Here is a 17,675-nt window from a genome sequence, read left to right as displayed (position 1 = left end):
CTGTTATGATAGATGAGATAGTTTTAAGAGTTGCAAAGAGTGCAATTTTAAGCAGGTTTGATAGCAGTTACAGTTTTGATAAAAAAGCACTTCTGGATGAGTATCCGTTTTTAAAAGAGATGGGCGCCTCCTTTGTAACGCTAAAATATGATGGAAATCTAAGAGGATGTATCGGCTCTATCATAGCGCATAGAACACTTCTTGAAGATATCATAGGCAATGCAATCTCTTCTGCTTTTAAAGACCCGAGGTTTAAAGCACTCTCAAAAGAGGAGCTAACGCATCTAAATCTTGAAGTCTCTATCTTGACTCCGCCAGAGATTTTAGAATATAAGGATTATGAAGATTTGCTAAAAAAAGTAACTCCACGCAGAGATGGGCTTATCTTAAACTATGGCTCATATCAAGGGACATTTTTGCCTCAGGTTTGGGATGAGTTGAAAACTCAAGAACTTTTTTTAGAGCATTTAAGTTATAAAGCTGGTGCTAACCCATCTATTTACGCATACCATCCAACCATATATAGATATAGAGTTGAGGCGATAGAGGAGAATTTTGATGAAGTACTTCCACTATAATGATGAAGATAGCATAACCTGTCTTTTATGCAAACACTACTGCACACTCAAAGAGGGCAGAGGCGGGATTTGCGGTATAAACTACAACATAAACTCAGAGCTTGTAAATAAAACATACGCTCATCCAAGCGCAATCAACGTAGACCCTGTTGAGAAAAAACCGCTCTATCACTTCTTACCAGCTTCTACTTCACTCTCAATCGGTACAGTTGGGTGCAACTTAAGATGTCCGTTTTGTCAAAACTACTCCATTTCTCAAACTTCAACTATCAATGAGAGCGTTGTTTACATGCCAGAGGATATTGTAAATCTTGCAATCAAGAACAGATGTAAGAGTATAAGCTACACATACAATGAGCCAGCTATCTGGTATCCATACGCAAAAGATATTGGAGTTTTGGCAAAAGAGGCAGGGATAAGAAACGTATTTGTCTCCAGCGGATATGAATCAAAAGAGGTTCTGCAAGAGCTTCCATCGTGGCTTGACGCTGCAAATATAGACCTAAAGAGCTTTTCACATGACTACTACAAAAAAGTTCTAAAGGCTGATTTGGATGGAGTTTTAGACTCTTTAGTCGCATTTTCTAAGAGTAAAATTTGGCTAGAAATCACAACTCTTCTTATCCCTGATGTAAATGATAGCTCAGAGGAGATAGAGAAGATGGCGGAGTTTATAGTTACAAAATTAGGGCGGGATGTTCCATGGCACTTGAGTGCTTTTCATCCAGACTACAAGATGAATGAGACTCCGCCAACACCCATGGCAACGCTACAAAGAGCAAAAGAGATAGCAAAGAGCTTTGGCATAAGGTATGTTTATCTTGGAAATGTGCTAAATGATGGCTCAACTTACTGCCCGAAATGTCAAACAAAGCTTGTAAGCAGAGATGGTTACAGTGCTGAGATTTTAAATATAGAAGATTCTAAATGTACGCATTGCGGTGAAGTTATAGCAGGAGTTTGGAGATGATAAGAGAGATGAGCGTAGCTGGAAGTTTCTACCCAGCAAGGGCAGTTGAATTAGAGAGATATTTTGAACACTTTAGTACGACTTATGACAAAGATAACACTTTGCCAGAGATAAAAAGCAGAGTTGTAATTGTTCCTCATGCAGGATACATCTACTCAGGATATAGTGCAAATATAGCTTATAGAGTCTTGCAAAAGAACGGTGTAAAAAAGTTTTTAGTAATCGGTCCATCACATAGGGTTGGGTTTGAGGGCATCTCGTTGGGTGATTTTAGCTCTTATGAGACTCCATTTGGCAAGATTTCTGCCTCTTTGGATTTGGTAAAAGAGCTAAGCGATACTTTTTTGCTCTCTTGCTATAGAAATGCACACTTTGAGCACAGTACAGAGGTGCAGTTTCCATTTATAAAACACTATATAGAAGATGCTTGTATCGTGGAGTTAGTCTACTCCCATATGAAGCCCTCGAATCTATCTAAAATCATAGACTTTGCCCTAAACCACGCTGATGTAGGGGTTATCATAAGTACAGATTTAAGCCATTTTCATACACAAAAAGAGGCTCTAAAAATAGACAATACCTGTGTTGAAGCTATTGTAGATACAGATATACAAAAGCTACATAATGGCTGTGAAGCGTGTGGAATTATCGGTGTTGAAGCTATGCTTCTTAGTGCAAAAAAAGCTACTTTAGTTCCACATCTGCTAGATTATAGAACAAGTGCGGATGCTAGTGGAGATGAGAGTAGAGTTGTTGGATACGTGAGCGTCTGCTATGAAGAGTAAAAATATATTCTCAGATATTCCAGCTTCACTTAAAGAGGAGTTTTTTGAGACACTTCAAAGCAGCAAAAATATAAAGATAGAGAGAATCATCTCTTATGGGCACGTCACAAAAGAGGGCGAGTGGTATGACCAGAGCCAAAATGAGTGGGTTATTTTGCTAAGCGGAGAGGCGGTGCTCTCATTTTTAGATGGGGATGATGTACGCTTAATGGCTGGAGAGTATATAAACATACCAGCACATCAAAAACATAGAGTTTCATGGACAACTCCAAAGCAGGAGAGTGTTTGGTTGGCTATTCATTACTAAATGAGCATAGGATTTCGCTAAACTTCCAAAACTTTTTATAAGGACACTATTTGAACTATTTTAGATTCTCTTTTATGTTTACATTTATTGCTCTGCTTATCGCTGCTTGGTGGGGTTATAAGCTTGGTGGATGGAGTAGCGCACTAAATATGATGTTAGTTACTCTAATCTTGGCTTCTATGGAAGTTTCCCTCTCTTTTGATAATGCGGTTGTTAACGCATCTATACTAAAAACATGGGATGAGTATTGGAAAAAGCTCTTCTTAACCGTTGGTATTTTGATAGCTGTTTTTGGTATGAGACTTCTTTTTCCTCTTGTTATAGTTTCTCAAACTGCAGATATGGGCATCTTAGAGGTTTGGAATCTAGCACTTGATAATCCAGCGGAGTATTCAAGCAAACTCATAGCACACCATGCAGAAATATCTGCTTTTGGGGGAGTTTTTTTGCTCCTTGTATTTCTTAACTTTATGCTAGATGATCAAAAGAGTGTACACTGGATTGAGAGCATAGAGGCGAAGCTTGGGCTACTTGGAAAGATAGAGGCTATCTCTATTTTTATAGCGATTGCAGCTTTAATGTTTTTTACATCTTTTGTAGACCAAGAGCATAAACTAGCTGTTCTAACTGCTGGGCTTTGGGGTATAGTTGTCTATGTGAGTGTTGATATATTGGGATATGTTTTAGAAAAAGAGCATGATGATAAGCATGTTACAACTATGGTAAAAAAGGGGAGTATCGGTGGATTTTTATATCTTGAAGTTTTAGATGCATCGTTCTCTTTTGACGGCGTAATAGGTGCTTTTGCAATTACAAAAGATATAGTGATAATTATGTTGGGTCTTGGCATAGGAGCTATGTTTGTTAGATCTATAACTATCTATTTGGTGGAGAATGAGACGCTTGGTGCATACGAATATCTTGAACATGGTGCGCACTATGCCATCGGTGTTTTAGCACTTATAATGCTTTTTGGGATGAAGTTTCATATACCTGAAATATTTACAGGAGTTATTGGAATAATTTTCATACTTCTCTCTCTTTACTCATCTATAAAGAAAAAGAGGCTCTCTTTATAAGGAGCCCAGATTTTTAAAAAGCATAGCAGTAACTATAATGTGCTATAATTCACTCCAAAATTTTTTAAGGAAATATTAAATGACCAAAAGCGACCCAGACTCGCGTAGTTTTACCCATATGTTCATAGGAGAGACTCTATGACACTACTCATTACTTACCTCCTAATCGCTATTTTAGTATCGTTTCTCTGCTCTGTTCTTGAAGCAGTTTTGCTATCGAGCACAAACTCATATATCCAGAGTTTATCTAATGATCAAAATAATAATTTAGTAAATAAACTAAAGAGTTTAAAATCAAATATTGACAAACCAATATCTTCTATTTTGACAGTAAATACATTTGCACACACAATGGGTGCAGCAGGTGTTGGTGCTCAAGCACAGATAGTTTTTGGGGAGGAGTGGCAAGCTCTTGTTGCGTTTATTGTAACGCTGTTGATTTTATACTTCTCAGAGATTATCCCTAAGACAATCGGCGCTCTTTATTGGAAAAAACTTTTAGCTCCATCAGCTTATATCATCTCGTTTATGATGCTTATAAGTACTCCTTTTACATGGTTCTCATCATTTTTGACAAATTTTATATCAAAAAATCAAAAACATCAGAGCAATTTTTCACGCGATGAAATCATGGCAATTGTTGCTATGGGTGAGAGAGAAGGTGCCATTTTATCAAAAGAGAGTGATTTGATAGAGAATCTCTTAAAGCTAAAAAATATAAAAGCAAAAGATATTATGACTCCAAGAAGCGTTGTTTTTGCTCTAAGAGCTGATACAAAAGTTGAAGAAGCTATCGAAGATGACAGAATGTATATTCACTCACGCATACCGATATATAGAGAAACTCTAGACGATATTGTAGGGATGGTTTTTAATCAAAAAATTCTTGAAGAGAGCAATGAAGACCATGACGAACTAACGCTAGAGAGTATCTCTCATGAAGTTCATATGGTTTCTGAAAATCTTCCAGTTCCACAGCTGATAGACCTTTTTGTAAAGAGAAAAACTCACCTCTTTATAGTTTTTGATAATTATGGTCAAACTGTAGGTGTCGTAAGTCTTGAAGATGCGATAGAGACGCTCTTAGGCGTTGAGATTGTTGATGAGATGGATGAAATCGAAGATATGCAACTTTTCGCAAAAGATAAAAGTAAGCAGTTCCAAGATCGTATGAAAGTTGAGAGAAAAAAGATAGAAAAAGCTAAATTGGCTTAAAGAGGTTTTGTCATGGTTAAAGTAAGCGCTGTTCAGATGAGTATGAGTGAGGATAAAGCCTCAAACCTTGATAAAGCGGAGCGTCTAGCTAGAGAGGCTGTAAAAAACGGTGCGCAGATTATACTCTTGCCAGAACTCTTTGAGGGCCACTACTTCTGCAAAGATATGGATGAGAAGTACTTTTCGTGGGCAGCTCCAAGAGAGGGAAATCCTCTTATAGATAGATTTGCTTCTTTGGCTAAAGAGCTAAAAGCAGTTATTTTGATAAGCTATTTTGAAAAGAGTGATGAGGGCTACTTCAACTCTCTCGTTGTTGCAGATGCCGATGGGACTATCATGGATAACTACCGCAAGACGCACATTCCAGATGGTCCAGGATATGAAGAGAAGTTCTACTTCAAATCTGGAAACACTGGTTTTAAAGTTTATGACACCGCTTATGCAAAGATAGGCGTTGGCATCTGCTGGGATCAGTGGTTTTGTGAGACGGCTAGAGCCCTAACGCTTATGGGTGCGGAGATAATCTTCTATCCAACTGCGATTGGAAGTGAGCCAGAGATTCATCTTGATTCAAAAGAGCATTGGCAGAGAGTTCAGATGGGACATGCCGCTACAAATACAGTTCCAGTCGTTGTAGCAAACCGTATCGGTGAAGAGAGAGGCGCTACATGTACCCTTAACTTCTATGGTTCGTCATTTATTACAGACTACACAGGTGCAAAAATTGCCGAAGCCTGTAGAGACAAAGAGGAGATTATTTACGCCTCTTTTGATATAGAAGATAACCAAAAACAGAGACACTACTGGGGACTTATACGAGATAGAGAACCAAAAGCGTACGCTAAAATTTGTGAAACTAAAAAATAGGAATATAAAAAAATGAAAACAACAAAAGTGATAGCAACTCTAAGCGCTACAATATTAGCAACACAATTAAGCGCATTTGATATGGGCTCTATGATGAAGGCTGCAACTCCTTTACTATCAGGCACTCCAGCAACTACAAAAACTACCAAAGAGGACAATGCACTCTTATCATCACTAAGCGCACTTGGAGTAACTAAAACTCAAGCAGCAGGTGGTGCAGCAGCGCTTTTAAGTGGTGCAAAAGACAAAATGGAACCTTCAGAGTTTCAAGCACTTACAAAACAAGCTCCTGCGTTAGGCAACATTATGAACTCTACTTCAGCTGCTGCTTCTCTTTTGGGTGCAACATCTCCAGAGAGCCAATTTAGCGCTTTGGGTATAGATGCGTCAATGATTGCTCCATTTAAAGATACTATTATCAATTATGCAAAAGAGTATGCATCTCCTGAGATAATTACTGCACTTATATCTGCTTTGTAACCCCCAAACAGCCATAATACTAACTTTGTTGGAACTATTTTTGCTATAAAAGCTAAAATATCCAATAAAGGTTAGAGTACATGGAGATTGTTTTACGCAATAATCTTATTCTTATCAATACGGACTTCGATACGCTAAATAGCGCGTGGATGAGAGGTTTTTTAGATCATCACACAAGAGGAATGCTTTTTTTAGATAAAGCCGTTCTTATCTTTAGAAATGAGACACTCAGCGATGCAAGAAATGAGTTTATAAAAGAGTTAAGCCAGTATCACGCCGCAAAACACGACTTTTCTCACGAATTTTTTCTTCGCTCAATGCTCAAATTTGGAAATCAACCAATCAGAATAGAGCTAAACAGTGCGCAAGAACCACAAAATATAAAAGTAAACCTTTACGCATACGATAAAAACAGAGTCTTAGTAACTCTAGATAGAGCTAATTCATGGGTTATAAGCTATCTGCGCTCACAGTTAGAGTTATATATAGAGCGCGGAACAGACACATCTTTGGTTCTGGATTTATCAGATTTAAAGTCACGTGAGAGACTAGATAAAACTCTAAACAAACGCAGTGTTTTACACTATCAAATAACTTATACATACGATAGCCGTTTTATGAGCAAACTATATAGCGAATTTGCACATTACAGTTTTGGTAACCTTTGTAAAGAGGAAGAAGATAGAGAGAGAAACTACTTCCATATGGTTTTGGAGTGCCCAGTAGGTGCTAGTCAAGATGTATTGAGAGATAGCTATAAAAAATTGGCGAAAGTTTATCATCCTGACAAACTTCACAACGAACCTCCGTACATGATAAAACGCTACACACAAAAGTTTCAACTCCTACAAGAAGCCTATGCTGCACTAAGAGTTAGTTAAAGAGACGATTATATTATGAATAATTTTTTAACATTTAAAACTTTTATATCATCTGATATTTTAATATTTTTTTATTATATTGGCGCAGTTCTAATTCCTATTTTACTCTGGCAAAGCAGAGTGTATCTAAAAGATAGATTTAAAATTATTCAACTAATAAATGAGCAGATAGTAAAGATTTTTTCATCTTTAAGCAACAAAGAGCAGAGTTATGCAAAGTTATTTATACTGTTTGCTTTTATATCAATGGAGATAATCTGGAGAATGATGTTTGAAGTTATGATTGCTTATTTTGATATGAGAGATTATTTACAGCAAATAGCAGGGTAAGTGAAAAGCTCATTTTAAATTAAAAAAAGAGGCTCTATGAGCTCATTTGTATTTGTGTTTTTTAAGAGTGCTTGAAAATCTTTTGCGCAAAAAAGGGCTAGTTTTTTGCCCTCATCTTTTAGTAACTCTTTTGAAAATCCTCTTTTTGAAAATATAACTATTTGTGTTGGTTCTATGCCTATTTTTTGGCATTTGTCCATTATCTTATGCCATTCACTTTTATTTACTTTGTGGTTTGTCCATTTGCACTCGGCTACATAGATTTTGTCATCTTGTGTGATTGTTAGTATGTCTATCTCAACATTTGCCTCCCAATAACTGCCTGAACTAAATATTTGAGAACTTCTTAGATTGTAGTTTAAAAGTATCTCCGAGAGCTCTTCAAAAACTAAACTTGTATAGCTGTTTTGTCTAATTTTAAAATCTTTAAAAAAATCATCATAGTCGCCAAGAGCTATTTTTCTGGTATGTGGAGCTATAAAATAGAACCAAAATCTGATAAATGGATGGGTAAAGAGAACTTTGTGCGAGATTCTGTATCTTGCTTCTTCGCGCTTTAGCTTCTCGTGTGGGCGGATGTTGCGGATTGGCTCCTCTCTTGAGAACTCTATTTGGATTAGCCCTTTTTGTTCAAGATAGTTTAGAGCACTTCCTCCATTAGCGTTGTTTAATCCAGCTCTGTTAAAGGATGAGAAAATCTTTCTGTTACCAACTGCTAGAGCTTTTAGAAGTCTTAAATACTCTGGATTTGAGAGAGTTAGCTCCTCTATTTTCTCGCTCAATGTTTTATAGTTATCAAGGATAAGCTCTTTGATAAGCACAGATGCATCTTTTGTGGTCTCTATCTCCCAACCAAGTCCGCCAAATATAGCAAAATACTCGATTTGAGTCTCCATATCATCAGGATAATTTCTTGCATAAAATGAGCGAAATTGCTCTAAGAGTTTAGTTTTTAGCATGGCTTGATTTTATCATAATTCACTTCCCCATTTCAACATATCTATGCCATATTTTTCACGTATCTCTTGAGAGCGATTTGTAAGAGTGTGCATTTTCTGCTCATCTTCAAAACCTATAAGGGAGAGCTCTTTTTTTGACTCCCTTGTAAAACTTGAGCAGTTTATGCTGATTCTTATAACATGGAGCCTTTTATGTGTGTCTGCTTCGTTAAAGAGTGATATACATAAAGAGTCAAATTTTTTTTCAGTAAAAATTTCGCAAAGAGAGATGTTTTTATGAGCCTTTTGATTCATCTCATAGTTTAGAGAGAGATGAAAAACTGTTGGAATGACTTTTAGTTTTAAGATGGCAAAGCTAAGATGACGAGCGAGTACATGCACTCTTCTTCTTAGTTCATTTCGGTCATAAAGCGGGTCAAACGTCCTTGAGATACCTATGGATTTTCTTACATGTTTGGTTGTTATATCATCATCACTCAGCCCACAAACCCTAAGATATAGCTCCTTTGCATAAGGTCCCCATGACTCTATCGTGCCTCTTCTCCTCTTTAACTCTCCAAGAGTGCGGATTTGTACACCCAAGAGCTTTTCTCTCATACTCTTGCCGATTCCTGCAAACTTCTCGATAGGAATTTTCTCTATAAAATTTTCCAGCTCATTTCTAAAAACAACCTTGTATCCAAATGGTTTTGCGTAAGTTGTAGCGAGTTTTGCGATATATCTAGTCGGAGCCGCTCCGATGGAGACAGGGAGTTTGGTAACACTCTTTATCTCATCCTTTAGAGCGGCTATGAAATTTGGCACGTCACTATCATCCACCCAACCGCTCAAATCCCCATAAAACTCATCAATACTAGCTTGTTCAACAAGCGGTATCTTAGTCTGTAAAAACTCGTGAAGCTCATGAGAGAGCTTTTGATAAAGTGACATATTTGGTGCTTTTATAATGAGATGAGGGCAAAGAGTAAGGGCTTCTTTTATGCTCATTGCGGTTTTAACGCCATACGCTCTTGCCTCATAACTAGAAGTTGTAAGTATGCCTCGCACTCTCCCGTCTTCATCTTTAAAAGCGTTCAAATCATCATCGCTCTTCTCATAAGTTTTGTAAAAGGTAGGTACAAATGAGCCAGAGTTTTCAAAATTTACACTCTGTTTTTTGGCATCTTTGTTAAATATTTTCGTATCACTGCGTCCCCCAATAGCCACAGCTCTCCCTTCAAGAAAAGGCTCATCTATACGAGCCGCACTAACAAAAAAGCAATCTATATCTATGTGTATCTTCATAAGCGCTATTATAGATAAATTTGAGAATAGAGGTTAAAAATATGGCAAATTGACAAGATATTAGTTACTTGTTTGTATTTTGCTATAATAGCCGTATGAAATATGAATTGACACAACATGCTGTGGATGTAATGTTATCAAGAGGCATTCAGAAAGAGTGGATTGAATCAGTATTAGAGCTTCCATCTTGTCATGAAATAATCTCTGATACTGAGGAGCATTTTTTTAAAACAATAGATGAATTTTCAAATAGATGTCTGAAAGTTGTCGTTAATCCAACAAATTTAAAAATAGTGACTGCATATTTTGATAGAAATATGAGAAAGAAAGGATGTAAAAATGAAAATCAAGTATGATAAAGAGACCGATGCTATTTATGTGATATTGTCATCAGATAAAATAGTTGAAAGTGAAGAAAAACTAAAAGATGTCATTATTGACTATAACGACAGAGATGAAGTCGTTGCAATCGAGATTTTAAATGTAAAAGAAAACCAGCACGAAATTGACCTGCCTTTTATTTTAAAAAGTGCGTAATAGCCTTTTTCTCGTTCCCAAGTTTCACTTGGGAATGCATACATGTAAAATAATAAATTAAGATACACACTCCCAAGCGCAGCATGGGAGCGAGGGAAGTAAAACTAAGTGAAGCAAATTACTTAAAAGGATTTACAATTTTGAGTCTATTTTCAATAAGAAGGTTATGGTGCATATCTTCACTATAAAGAATAGTGCATCTGTTTTCTAGTGCAGTAGCAATAATGAGTGAATCGTAAAATTGTAAATTATATTTATCTTTTATATGAAGAGCTTTAATCTGTGTTGATAAATCAAAATCTGCAATATTTACTATTGTATCAAGTTCAAGAATAGCAGCTTCTACCTGATTGGAAGAGAGTTTAAACTTTTTTAGCAAAATATTGGCAAGTTCATTTATGACCTATTTCGATATCAGCACATTATCATCTTGTTTATCTAAAAGTTTCAAAGCAACAGATTGTTTTTCCACTTCATCCTCTGAAAAGGCATAAATGATGATGTTTGTATCTAAGAAAATTTTATCTTGCATTAGCTTCATCTCTATCAAATTTAAAGCCTTTAGTCTTCAAAGAGATAGAATTTAGTTTTTTGGGCTTGTGATTTTGTTCTGTTTCTTCAATACTTAGTTTAATTTCAGATTTTGGAAGGTTGTTTAGAAAAAACATAACTTTATCAAGAATGGTGTCATTGACCTCTACTTTTAAAGTATGCATGTGAAATTCCTCATAATTTTTTTTAAGTCATTATACTTAACCTTATCTAAATAAGTCAAATTCTTCTTTTTCTCGTTCCCAAGTTTCACTTGGGAATGCATACATGTAAAATAATAAATTAAGATACACGCTCCCAAGCGCAGCATGGGAGCGAGGGAAATTAGAAAGAACATTCTGTCCTTTTAAGCACTATATGTATTATTAGCAGAACACTCTGTCCTACTAATGGCTAATTTCTCACAAAGTAGACATTATAAATTTTGATTATTCTAGCTTTTTTTGTAAAAACTGAACTATTTTATTGCAATTTGTCATATTTTTTTAAAATATGAGGACATTTTTCATATTACACTAATTAAGTTATTTAAGGTTATTTTATATAGAATGTCCGCTAATAAGTAGTTATAACCAGAGGAACTAAATGCAAGATAATCAGAACTATTCTATCTCTTTCGATTATCCAAAGAATAAAGATAAAACTATCAGTAATTTTGGATTGAAAGTATTTTTAGCCATATTTTTGGTATATGTTTATTCTAAACAAGAAGAGACATTGGGTCAGTATGTTTTTATATTTTTCATAGCAGTAATTTTAATACAAATGTTTATAGAATTGAAAACATTTTATTTGATAAATAAAGTTTCTCTAGAAAAAGATTCTTTTGTTTTACAAAAAAATCAAACAGTACGCTCCAAAACATTATTTTCTGATTTAGCTTTTAAAGTTACTCGCAATGGAATTGATATGTCAGATAAAACGATTATTGATTTTTATGAGCAAAGCTCAAAAAAGCATTTAATACATTTTAAAAGTACTGAAATAGAAAACGACACTTTTAATGACTTCATTGAGACACTCTCTAAAATTAGTAATAGAGACATTAATGAGTTCTTATCAACATCACATAGTCAACTTATATCATTTTTACCAGAACATAGAAATGAAGAAACGACTCGCGGAGAATTTATAAAATATTCAAATAATGCTTTTTTTACTAAATACAAAGTCTTAGTTATAATTGGCATTACAATCGTTGTATCTATAACTTTGTATTTGTTACGTAGTTAAAGTTATAACAAGTACGAGGAGCGCAATAGTTTCCCCTACGGCGAAACTATTGCTCACGACAAACGTTATAGGATGAATCATGTCTACTAAACATTTCAGAATTGTTTCTCGTTCCCAAGTTTCACTTGGGAATGCATACATGTAAAATAATAAATTAAGATACACACTCCCAAGCGCAGCATGGGAGCGAGAACACATGAAATAGAGCATAAAAGGTGTTATTGATGGTTGTCAATGGGCTGTTTTGTTGAAGAAGATATGATGATGCAAAAAAATTACTTAGGATAAAAAATGTCTAATATTAAAGATTTTATGACTCAAGACCATAGAGATTGTGATGAGATTTTTGTAGAGATGGAGAATGCGGTTGTTTCTAAGGGTCAAGATGTTTTGGTTAAATTTGAAGCATTTTATGATGCTTTGACAAATCACTTTAAGATGGAAGAGATGGTTCTTTTTCCAGCATTTGAGCAGGAAACAGGCATGTCTGAGGGTCCAACAAAAGTTATGGTTATGGAGCATGAGCAGATGAGAGAGCTTTTATCAAAGATGAGCAAAGCGATTGAAGGCGGAGATAATGATAAGTTTTTTGGTTTGTCTGAGACTCTTATGATTTTAATGCAACAACACAATATGAAAGAGGAGCAGATGCTTTATCCCATGGCCGAGCAACGTCTAGGCGATGACGCAGACCATATCATATCACGTATGAGAACTGTGGCTTATTAGTCCTATATTGCTCCCAAGTGGGAGTTGGTAAGCTAGAGAAATGGAAAAAATGTAACATATCCCATATGTAAGTTTGATTTATTATACGTTTGAACATTTATGAGCAAGAGTTACTAAGAACTAGAGTCTTAATTATAGAGTTATAATTTAGCGCTATAATTTCTCCCATGAAATACCTACTATTAATATTTATACTTTTTTTTAGCGCGTGTAGTGTTAAAGAGTATGAAATCACTCAAACAAAAATCATCACTATAAAGTCACCAAAGATAAAGTTTTCTGACGCTGGTTACCTTAGAAACAGCGATAAAACCATAGAACTGGAGCTTTTTATGGCTGGTAGATCCATAGAAAAAATCAGTGTAAATCATATGATATGTACAAGTGAAGGGTGCATGAGCAAGAGCGGATTTAACAAAGATTATCTGCATAGTTCATACCCCGACGATACGATGCAAAACATGCTTCTCTCTCACGCAATTTATGATGGGAAAAATGTAACAAAAACAGCAGATGGGTTTGAGCAGAAGATTAAGAGTTCTCAAGTGGATATTATTTACAGAGTTGATTCTCATGGAGTTTTTTTTAAAGATAGAGCAAACGGTATAATTTTTAGCATAAAGGATATAGATGAGTAAATTTGTAGGAGCACATGTAAGTGCGAGTGGCGGAGTTTTTAACGCAGTAGAAAATGCAGTAGCTATCGGTGCAAAAGCGTTTGCGCTCTTTACTAAAAACCAAAGACAGTGGAACGCTAAAGAGCTTGATAGCGAAACTATTGATAAGTTTAAAACAGCTCTGCAAAAGAGTGGTATTTTGCCTCGTCATATACTTCCTCATGACTCTTATCTGATAAATCTTGGACATCCAGAGCTTGAGGGCAGAGAAAAATCAATAGAAGCGTTTTTGGATGAGGTGCAAAGATGCTCTATTTTAGGGCTTGATAGATTAAATTTTCACCCTGGAAGCCACTTGAAAAAGATAAGTGAAGATGAGTGTTTATCAAATATATCTGAATCAATGAACAGAGTGCTTGATAAAACAAGCGGTGTCAGTTTGGTTATAGAAAACACAGCAGGGCAGGGAAGCAATCTTGGTTGGCGGTTTGAACATTTAGCACAGATAATTGACAAAGTAGAAGATAAAAGCCGTGTCGGAGTCTGTATCGACACTTGTCATATGTTTAGTGCTGGTTATGATATAAGAACAAGAGAGGCCTATGATAAAAGCTGGAGCGAGTTTGACAAAATCGTCGGCTTTAACTACCTTATGGGGATGCATATAAATGACTCAAAGGCAAAGTTTGGCTCACATGTAGATAGACATAACTCTTTAGGGGTTGGCGAAATAGGCATTGATGCTTTTAAATTTATCATGAACGATGAGAGAATGGATGATATTCCGCTTATCTTAGAGACTATTGATGATAGTATATGGGCGCAGGAGATAGAGCTTCTTTACTCTTTTGTACATTAAGCGCTATTTGTGTAAAATCAGTCACTATTTCGTAAAGGAAAACCTTATGATGAGAAATACATTTCTGCTTTTATTATTTGGAACTGCCCTTTTTGGGGGTGGTTATAAAATCCCAGAGACTTCACTAAACTCAGTAGCGCTTGGTGCGGCAAACGTGGCACATGCAAGTAGCGCAGATACAGCGTATTATAACCCAGCAAATATGGCTTTTATGAAAGATGAAGCAGTTATCGAGGGTAACCTAATTTATATCGGGCTTAGTGATGTAAACTATAAAGGTTCATACACAAGTAGCTTAGGTACAACTAGCGGATATAACATAGACTCAAAAAGAGAAGACTTTATTATCCCATCACTTCACTATGTCTCACAAGATATAAACGGAGTTCGTCTTGGGGTTAGTTTAGTCTCTCCAGCGGGGCTTTCAAAGAGATGGGAAGATGCTCCAGCAGTTTTCAGTGCAGAGGAATTTACACTCAAAACAGTAGAGCTAAATCCCAGTGTTGCATTTAAGGTTAGCGATAAAGTTGCTCTTGCTTTAGGTTTAAGAGCTATCTACTCTGAGGGTGTTGTAAAGAGCAGTTCTCTAATAGCTTCTCGTGATATGAGCGGAGACAGCGTAGATTTTGGATATAACTTAGCGCTCTCATATAAGCCAACATCAGAGCTAGAGTTTGCATTGACATATCGCTCACAAATAGATTTGGGCATCAAAGGAGATGCGTCTCTTTTTTATCGTGATTTGGCAAATAGTTTTGGAGGCGGCGCGGGAGCAACATACAGCTCATTTAGCTCTACTTCACTTACTGCTCCCGTTCCAGCTCTTTTAAATGTCGCAGTTGCATATACATTTCCTTCAAAAACAACACTTGAGTTTGTGTATGAGAGAAACTACTGGAGCGCATATAAAGAGCTTGATTTTAACTATGGAAGCGGTGTAGACCCAGTGACTAACATCGTATTTGGTACGCCAATTGCAAAAAACTTTAAAGATACGGATGTTTTTCGTTTTGGTGTAACGCAAGAGCTTGACGCTATTAAGTTGATGGGTGGGTTTGTTATAGATAAAAGCCCAGTGCCAAATGAGACTATTGGCTTTGAACTTCCAGATAGTGATTCACTCTCGCTCTCGTGCGGCGTAAGATACCAGCTAAATGATAAGTTAAACATAGGAGTAGCGGCTCTTTACTCAATGAGAGAAGACACAAGAGTCTCAAACGCCTCAATAGATGGCGAATTTTCAGATGCAAACGTACTTATAGTTTCATCTGCAATAGAGTATAAATTTTAAGGAAATATTTGGAAACGTTAATAAATTTTTTAGAGACAAGTGATGTAGAGAAAACTCTGATTTTTGCTCAACTAAAATGTAGTAAAACAGAGGCGTTACTGCTTAGAGCATTGGCAAAAAGGTATATAGAGGGCGAAGATGATGTTGTGGTATTTGATCTTTTAAAAGAGCTTTACGGCGATAAAAAATATGATGGAATTCAACATCTAAAAGAGGTAAAACTTCTTTTAGAACTTGGTTGGCTTCATCAACAAAGTTTTGCTCCTATGAAGATTTCAGAAGTTACACCGCTTGAGCTCTTAAACAGTGCTCTTGGTTTATCTCCATCATTTTTAAAGCTTCTTCAAGATGGCGCACTTGAGAGTGAACTGCCAGATATTAAACCTTATAGCGACCATTTAGAGTATCTTCAAGATCAGTTTTTGCGTATAGATTTGTACCAAAAGATGAGTGCTATTCGCCAAAATGTCCACGAACACTCTTTGGGTATCGATAGAACACAAGCAAAACTCAAACTTCTTGAAAAGCGCATAGAAGACAGAGTTGGACAAACAACAGGAAAGCTTGTTCTTGATAAGTTTTTCAAACAAAAAAAGATGGATTCAAAAGAGCAGGTTATATTTTTGGCACTTCTGCGTGAAGAGTACAGCGCAACAGATGCTTCACTAAGAGAGATGAACGCACTTATAGAGCTTATATCTCTTGATGAGTATGATCGTATAAAAAATCGTGCTCTTTTAGAAGATGGCTCAAACCTTATAAATGATGGCATTATCGATTATGAAGAGATGTTAAACCCTTTTGGCGGGATTTCAAGAGCTTTTTATATAGTTGATGAGGTTCTTCAAAGCATAATCCATCCTCAAAAAAACAAAAAAATCAGACGCATAAAACTAAATACTCTTATGGATGAACAAGATATTTTTGAACTTGTAGAGCCAGAGACATCGTTAGATGATGTGGTGTTGGCAAAAGAGACACAAACTACCTTGGAAAACCTTATGCGTCAACTCGACAAAGAGGTAATTCACAGACTCGTAGAGTGGGGCATCAAGGATAAAAAGAGCGGGATTGATGCTAGAATCATCTTTTACGGAGCAGCTGGAACAGGAAAAACTATGACGGCTTACTCACTTGCAAAGTCGCTAAAGAGAGAAGTTTTAGCGTTTGACTGTTCAAAAATTCTCTCCATGTATGTTGGTGAGAGTGAGAAAAATGTACGTAAAATCTTTGACACTTTTTATGATTTATGTGAGAAGACAAAGAGTGAGCCTATACTTCTGCTAAATGAAGCAGACCAGTTTTTAGGAGCTCGTTCAAGCGGAGCAAACAGTGGAGCTGATCAGATGCACAATCAGATGCAAAATATCTTTTTAGAGCAGATTGAGAAGTTCAAGGGTGTATTGATTGCAACTACAAACCTGCTTGAGAACATAGATAAAGCATTTTCAAGACGTTTTAACTACAAGATAGAGTTTAAAAAACCAAATCAAGAGCAAAGAGCATCTCTATGGAAAAAGATGCTTCCAAAAGATGCACCGTATGAAGATGGTTTTGATATGAATGAACTCTCAACATACTCTCTAACAGGTGGGCAGATAAACCTAATCATCAAAAATACAGCATATAAAGTAGCGGTAAGAAAAGAACCGCTCTTCTCTTTAAGAGACTTTATAGAAGAGATAAAAAAAGAGAGAGATGCAAGTTTTGAGAGTGAAAAAATGATGGGCTTTTTAAATAAATAATTTTTTAAACAAATAGGATAAAAGATGCAAGGCTATATACTTCTATCACACGGAAGCAAGGTTAAAGAGTCAAATGATGCAAGTGCAAAAGTTTTAGAAGAGGTACGCAAAACTATCAAAAACGTACAACTCGCTTTTTTGGAGTTGGCAGAGCCAGATTTTGGGAGTGCTGTAAAAGCTTTAAAAGAGAGCGGAGTGACTCATATAAATGTTTTGCCTCTATTTTTAGCTCCAGGAAAACATGTAAGAGAAGATGTTCCACACCTTTGTGAGACATTTGGCAAACAATATGAGATAGAGATAACACAACTGCAACACATTGGTGCGAACAGCGGATATATAAAACTCATAGAAAATATCTTAGAGCAAAAATAGTA

Annotated in this window: 23 protein-coding genes; 19 read left to right on the top strand and 4 right to left on the bottom strand. The window is 36.1% G+C overall.

The window, feature by feature from the left end; all coding sequences use genetic code 11:
• The first annotated feature begins 5 nt into the window (after nt 1-5).
• The 10 genes from amrA to AC6H33_RS09780 all read left to right on the top strand — a co-directional run bounded on the left by amrA (nt 6) and on the right by AC6H33_RS09780 (nt 7,492).
• Entirely contained in the window at nt 6-578 is a 573-nt protein-coding gene (gene amrA / locus AC6H33_RS09825) for an AmmeMemoRadiSam system protein A (protein ID WP_497604709.1), read from the top strand.
• Nucleotides 559-1,548, top strand: coding sequence for an AmmeMemoRadiSam system radical SAM enzyme (amrS, locus tag AC6H33_RS09820; RefSeq protein WP_497604708.1), 990 nt, complete (start codon nt 559-561; stop codon nt 1,546-1,548). Before amrA ends, amrS begins: the two co-directional genes overlap by 20 nt.
• Complete coding sequence (gene amrB / locus AC6H33_RS09815; RefSeq protein WP_497604707.1) at nt 1,545-2,333, top strand: AmmeMemoRadiSam system protein B; 789 nt, start codon at nt 1,545-1,547, stop codon at nt 2,331-2,333. Before amrS ends, amrB begins: the two co-directional genes overlap by 4 nt.
• Nucleotides 2,323-2,640, top strand: coding sequence for a cupin domain-containing protein (locus tag AC6H33_RS09810; RefSeq protein ID WP_497604706.1), 318 nt, complete (start codon nt 2,323-2,325; stop codon nt 2,638-2,640). Before amrB ends, AC6H33_RS09810 begins: the two co-directional genes overlap by 11 nt.
• 50 nt (nt 2,641-2,690) lie before the next feature.
• On the top strand, nt 2,691-3,719 hold the full coding sequence (locus AC6H33_RS09805; RefSeq protein ID WP_497604705.1) for a DUF475 domain-containing protein: 1,029 nt from the start codon (nt 2,691-2,693) through the stop codon (nt 3,717-3,719).
• A gap of 138 nt (nt 3,720-3,857) precedes the next feature.
• Nucleotides 3,858-4,934, top strand: coding sequence for a CNNM domain-containing protein (locus AC6H33_RS09800; RefSeq protein WP_497604704.1), 1,077 nt, complete (start codon nt 3,858-3,860; stop codon nt 4,932-4,934).
• 12 nt (nt 4,935-4,946) lie between these two features.
• Complete coding sequence (gene aguB, locus AC6H33_RS09795) at nt 4,947-5,801, top strand: N-carbamoylputrescine amidase (protein ID WP_497604703.1); 855 nt, start codon at nt 4,947-4,949, stop codon at nt 5,799-5,801.
• A 12-nt stretch (nt 5,802-5,813) separates the two neighbouring features.
• Nucleotides 5,814-6,281, top strand: coding sequence for a DUF2780 domain-containing protein (locus AC6H33_RS09790; RefSeq protein ID WP_497604702.1), 468 nt, complete (start codon nt 5,814-5,816; stop codon nt 6,279-6,281).
• Nucleotides 6,282-6,361: 80 nt separating this feature from the next.
• Nucleotides 6,362-7,162, top strand: a complete 801-nt coding sequence (locus AC6H33_RS09785; RefSeq protein WP_497604701.1) for a J domain-containing protein — start codon at nt 6,362-6,364, stop codon at nt 7,160-7,162.
• 15 nt (nt 7,163-7,177) lie between these two features.
• Nucleotides 7,178-7,492, top strand: a complete 315-nt coding sequence (locus AC6H33_RS09780; RefSeq protein WP_497604700.1) for a DUF4282 domain-containing protein — start codon at nt 7,178-7,180, stop codon at nt 7,490-7,492.
• Nucleotides 7,493-7,506: 14 nt separating this feature from the next.
• Here AC6H33_RS09780 and AC6H33_RS09775 read toward each other — a convergent pair whose 3' ends face one another.
• Together AC6H33_RS09775 and AC6H33_RS09770 are read right to left on the bottom strand one after the other, a co-directional pair.
• Nucleotides 7,507-8,451: a DUF234 domain-containing protein gene (locus tag AC6H33_RS09775; protein ID WP_497604699.1), complete on the bottom strand. Its 945-nt coding sequence runs from the start codon at nt 8,449-8,451 to the stop codon at nt 7,507-7,509.
• 12 nt (nt 8,452-8,463) lie between these two features.
• Nucleotides 8,464-9,735 carry a Y-family DNA polymerase gene (locus AC6H33_RS09770; protein WP_497604698.1) on the bottom strand — a complete coding sequence of 424 codons (1,272 nt, stop codon included), beginning with the start codon at nt 9,733-9,735 and terminating at the stop codon, nt 8,464-8,466.
• A gap of 95 nt (nt 9,736-9,830) precedes the next feature.
• Here AC6H33_RS09770 and AC6H33_RS09765 point away from each other — a divergent pair, with 95 nt between their 5' ends.
• Nucleotides 9,831-10,091 carry a DUF4258 domain-containing protein gene (locus AC6H33_RS09765; protein WP_497604697.1) on the top strand — a complete coding sequence of 87 codons (261 nt, stop codon included), beginning with the start codon at nt 9,831-9,833 and terminating at the stop codon, nt 10,089-10,091.
• Nucleotides 10,075-10,272 carry a DUF2283 domain-containing protein gene (locus tag AC6H33_RS09760; protein WP_497604696.1) on the top strand — a complete coding sequence of 66 codons (198 nt, stop codon included), beginning with the start codon at nt 10,075-10,077 and terminating at the stop codon, nt 10,270-10,272. Before AC6H33_RS09765 ends, AC6H33_RS09760 begins: the two co-directional genes overlap by 17 nt.
• Nucleotides 10,273-10,390: 118 nt before the next feature.
• Here the strand turns inward: AC6H33_RS09760 and AC6H33_RS09755 are convergent, their stop codons facing one another.
• Nucleotides 10,391-10,651, bottom strand: coding sequence for a PIN domain-containing protein (locus AC6H33_RS09755; protein WP_497604695.1), 261 nt, complete (start codon nt 10,649-10,651; stop codon nt 10,391-10,393).
• Between the two features lie 142 nt (nt 10,652-10,793).
• Nucleotides 10,794-10,988, bottom strand: coding sequence for a hypothetical protein (locus AC6H33_RS09750; protein ID WP_497604694.1), 195 nt, complete (start codon nt 10,986-10,988; stop codon nt 10,794-10,796).
• A 421-nt stretch (nt 10,989-11,409) separates the two neighbouring features.
• Between AC6H33_RS09750 and AC6H33_RS09745 the strand changes: the two genes are divergently transcribed.
• From AC6H33_RS09745 to AC6H33_RS09715, 7 genes are all read left to right on the top strand, one after another.
• Nucleotides 11,410-12,057, top strand: a complete 648-nt coding sequence (locus AC6H33_RS09745) for a hypothetical protein (protein WP_497604693.1) — start codon at nt 11,410-11,412, stop codon at nt 12,055-12,057.
• Between the two features lie 291 nt (nt 12,058-12,348).
• Complete coding sequence (locus tag AC6H33_RS09740) at nt 12,349-12,786, top strand: hemerythrin domain-containing protein (protein WP_497604692.1); 438 nt, start codon at nt 12,349-12,351, stop codon at nt 12,784-12,786.
• 167 nt (nt 12,787-12,953) lie between these two features.
• Nucleotides 12,954-13,424 carry a hypothetical protein gene (locus AC6H33_RS09735; RefSeq protein ID WP_497604691.1) on the top strand — a complete coding sequence of 157 codons (471 nt, stop codon included), beginning with the start codon at nt 12,954-12,956 and terminating at the stop codon, nt 13,422-13,424.
• Nucleotides 13,417-14,262 carry a deoxyribonuclease IV gene (nfo, locus tag AC6H33_RS09730; protein WP_497604690.1) on the top strand — a complete coding sequence of 282 codons (846 nt, stop codon included), beginning with the start codon at nt 13,417-13,419 and terminating at the stop codon, nt 14,260-14,262. The genes AC6H33_RS09735 and nfo overlap by 8 nt, the downstream gene beginning before the upstream one ends.
• 46 nt (nt 14,263-14,308) lie before the next feature.
• Nucleotides 14,309-15,553, top strand: coding sequence for an OmpP1/FadL family transporter (locus AC6H33_RS09725; protein WP_497604689.1), 1,245 nt, complete (start codon nt 14,309-14,311; stop codon nt 15,551-15,553).
• Between the two features lie 8 nt (nt 15,554-15,561).
• On the top strand, nt 15,562-17,298 hold the full coding sequence (locus AC6H33_RS09720) for an ATP-binding protein (RefSeq protein ID WP_497604688.1): 1,737 nt from the start codon (nt 15,562-15,564) through the stop codon (nt 17,296-17,298).
• 24 nt (nt 17,299-17,322) lie between these two features.
• Nucleotides 17,323-17,673, top strand: coding sequence for a sirohydrochlorin chelatase (locus AC6H33_RS09715; RefSeq protein WP_497604687.1), 351 nt, complete (start codon nt 17,323-17,325; stop codon nt 17,671-17,673).
• The last annotated feature ends 2 nt before the right edge of the window (nt 17,674-17,675 follow it).

The sequence above is a fragment of the Sulfurimonas limnophila genome (genome assembly GCF_059705345.1).
Note: the sequence above shows the minus strand (reverse complement) of the source record. Positions and strands in the feature narration are given on the sequence as shown.

Coding starts and splice junctions, on each gene's coding strand:
- amrA (WP_497604709.1), top strand. CDS start 6: ATGATAGATGAGATAGTTTTAAGAGTTGCAAAGAGTGCAATTTTAAGC.
- amrS (WP_497604708.1), top strand. CDS start 559: ATGAAGTACTTCCACTATAATGATGAAGATAGCATAACCTGTCTTTTA.
- amrB (WP_497604707.1), top strand. CDS start 1,545: ATGATAAGAGAGATGAGCGTAGCTGGAAGTTTCTACCCAGCAAGGGCA.
- AC6H33_RS09810 (WP_497604706.1), top strand. CDS start 2,323: ATGAAGAGTAAAAATATATTCTCAGATATTCCAGCTTCACTTAAAGAG.
- AC6H33_RS09800 (WP_497604704.1), top strand. CDS start 3,858: ATGACACTACTCATTACTTACCTCCTAATCGCTATTTTAGTATCGTTT.
- aguB (WP_497604703.1), top strand. CDS start 4,947: ATGGTTAAAGTAAGCGCTGTTCAGATGAGTATGAGTGAGGATAAAGCC.
- AC6H33_RS09790 (WP_497604702.1), top strand. CDS start 5,814: ATGAAAACAACAAAAGTGATAGCAACTCTAAGCGCTACAATATTAGCA.
- AC6H33_RS09785 (WP_497604701.1), top strand. CDS start 6,362: ATGGAGATTGTTTTACGCAATAATCTTATTCTTATCAATACGGACTTC.
- AC6H33_RS09780 (WP_497604700.1), top strand. CDS start 7,178: ATGAATAATTTTTTAACATTTAAAACTTTTATATCATCTGATATTTTA.
- AC6H33_RS09775 (WP_497604699.1), bottom strand. CDS start 8,451: ATGCTAAAAACTAAACTCTTAGAGCAATTTCGCTCATTTTATGCAAGA.
- AC6H33_RS09770 (WP_497604698.1), bottom strand. CDS start 9,735: ATGAAGATACACATAGATATAGATTGCTTTTTTGTTAGTGCGGCTCGT.
- AC6H33_RS09765 (WP_497604697.1), top strand. CDS start 9,831: ATGAAATATGAATTGACACAACATGCTGTGGATGTAATGTTATCAAGA.
- AC6H33_RS09760 (WP_497604696.1), top strand. CDS start 10,075: ATGAAAATCAAGTATGATAAAGAGACCGATGCTATTTATGTGATATTG.
- AC6H33_RS09750 (WP_497604694.1), bottom strand. CDS start 10,988: ATGCATACTTTAAAAGTAGAGGTCAATGACACCATTCTTGATAAAGTT.
- AC6H33_RS09745 (WP_497604693.1), top strand. CDS start 11,410: ATGCAAGATAATCAGAACTATTCTATCTCTTTCGATTATCCAAAGAAT.
- AC6H33_RS09740 (WP_497604692.1), top strand. CDS start 12,349: ATGTCTAATATTAAAGATTTTATGACTCAAGACCATAGAGATTGTGAT.
- AC6H33_RS09735 (WP_497604691.1), top strand. CDS start 12,954: ATGAAATACCTACTATTAATATTTATACTTTTTTTTAGCGCGTGTAGT.
- nfo (WP_497604690.1), top strand. CDS start 13,417: ATGAGTAAATTTGTAGGAGCACATGTAAGTGCGAGTGGCGGAGTTTTT.
- AC6H33_RS09725 (WP_497604689.1), top strand. CDS start 14,309: ATGATGAGAAATACATTTCTGCTTTTATTATTTGGAACTGCCCTTTTT.
- AC6H33_RS09715 (WP_497604687.1), top strand. CDS start 17,323: ATGCAAGGCTATATACTTCTATCACACGGAAGCAAGGTTAAAGAGTCA.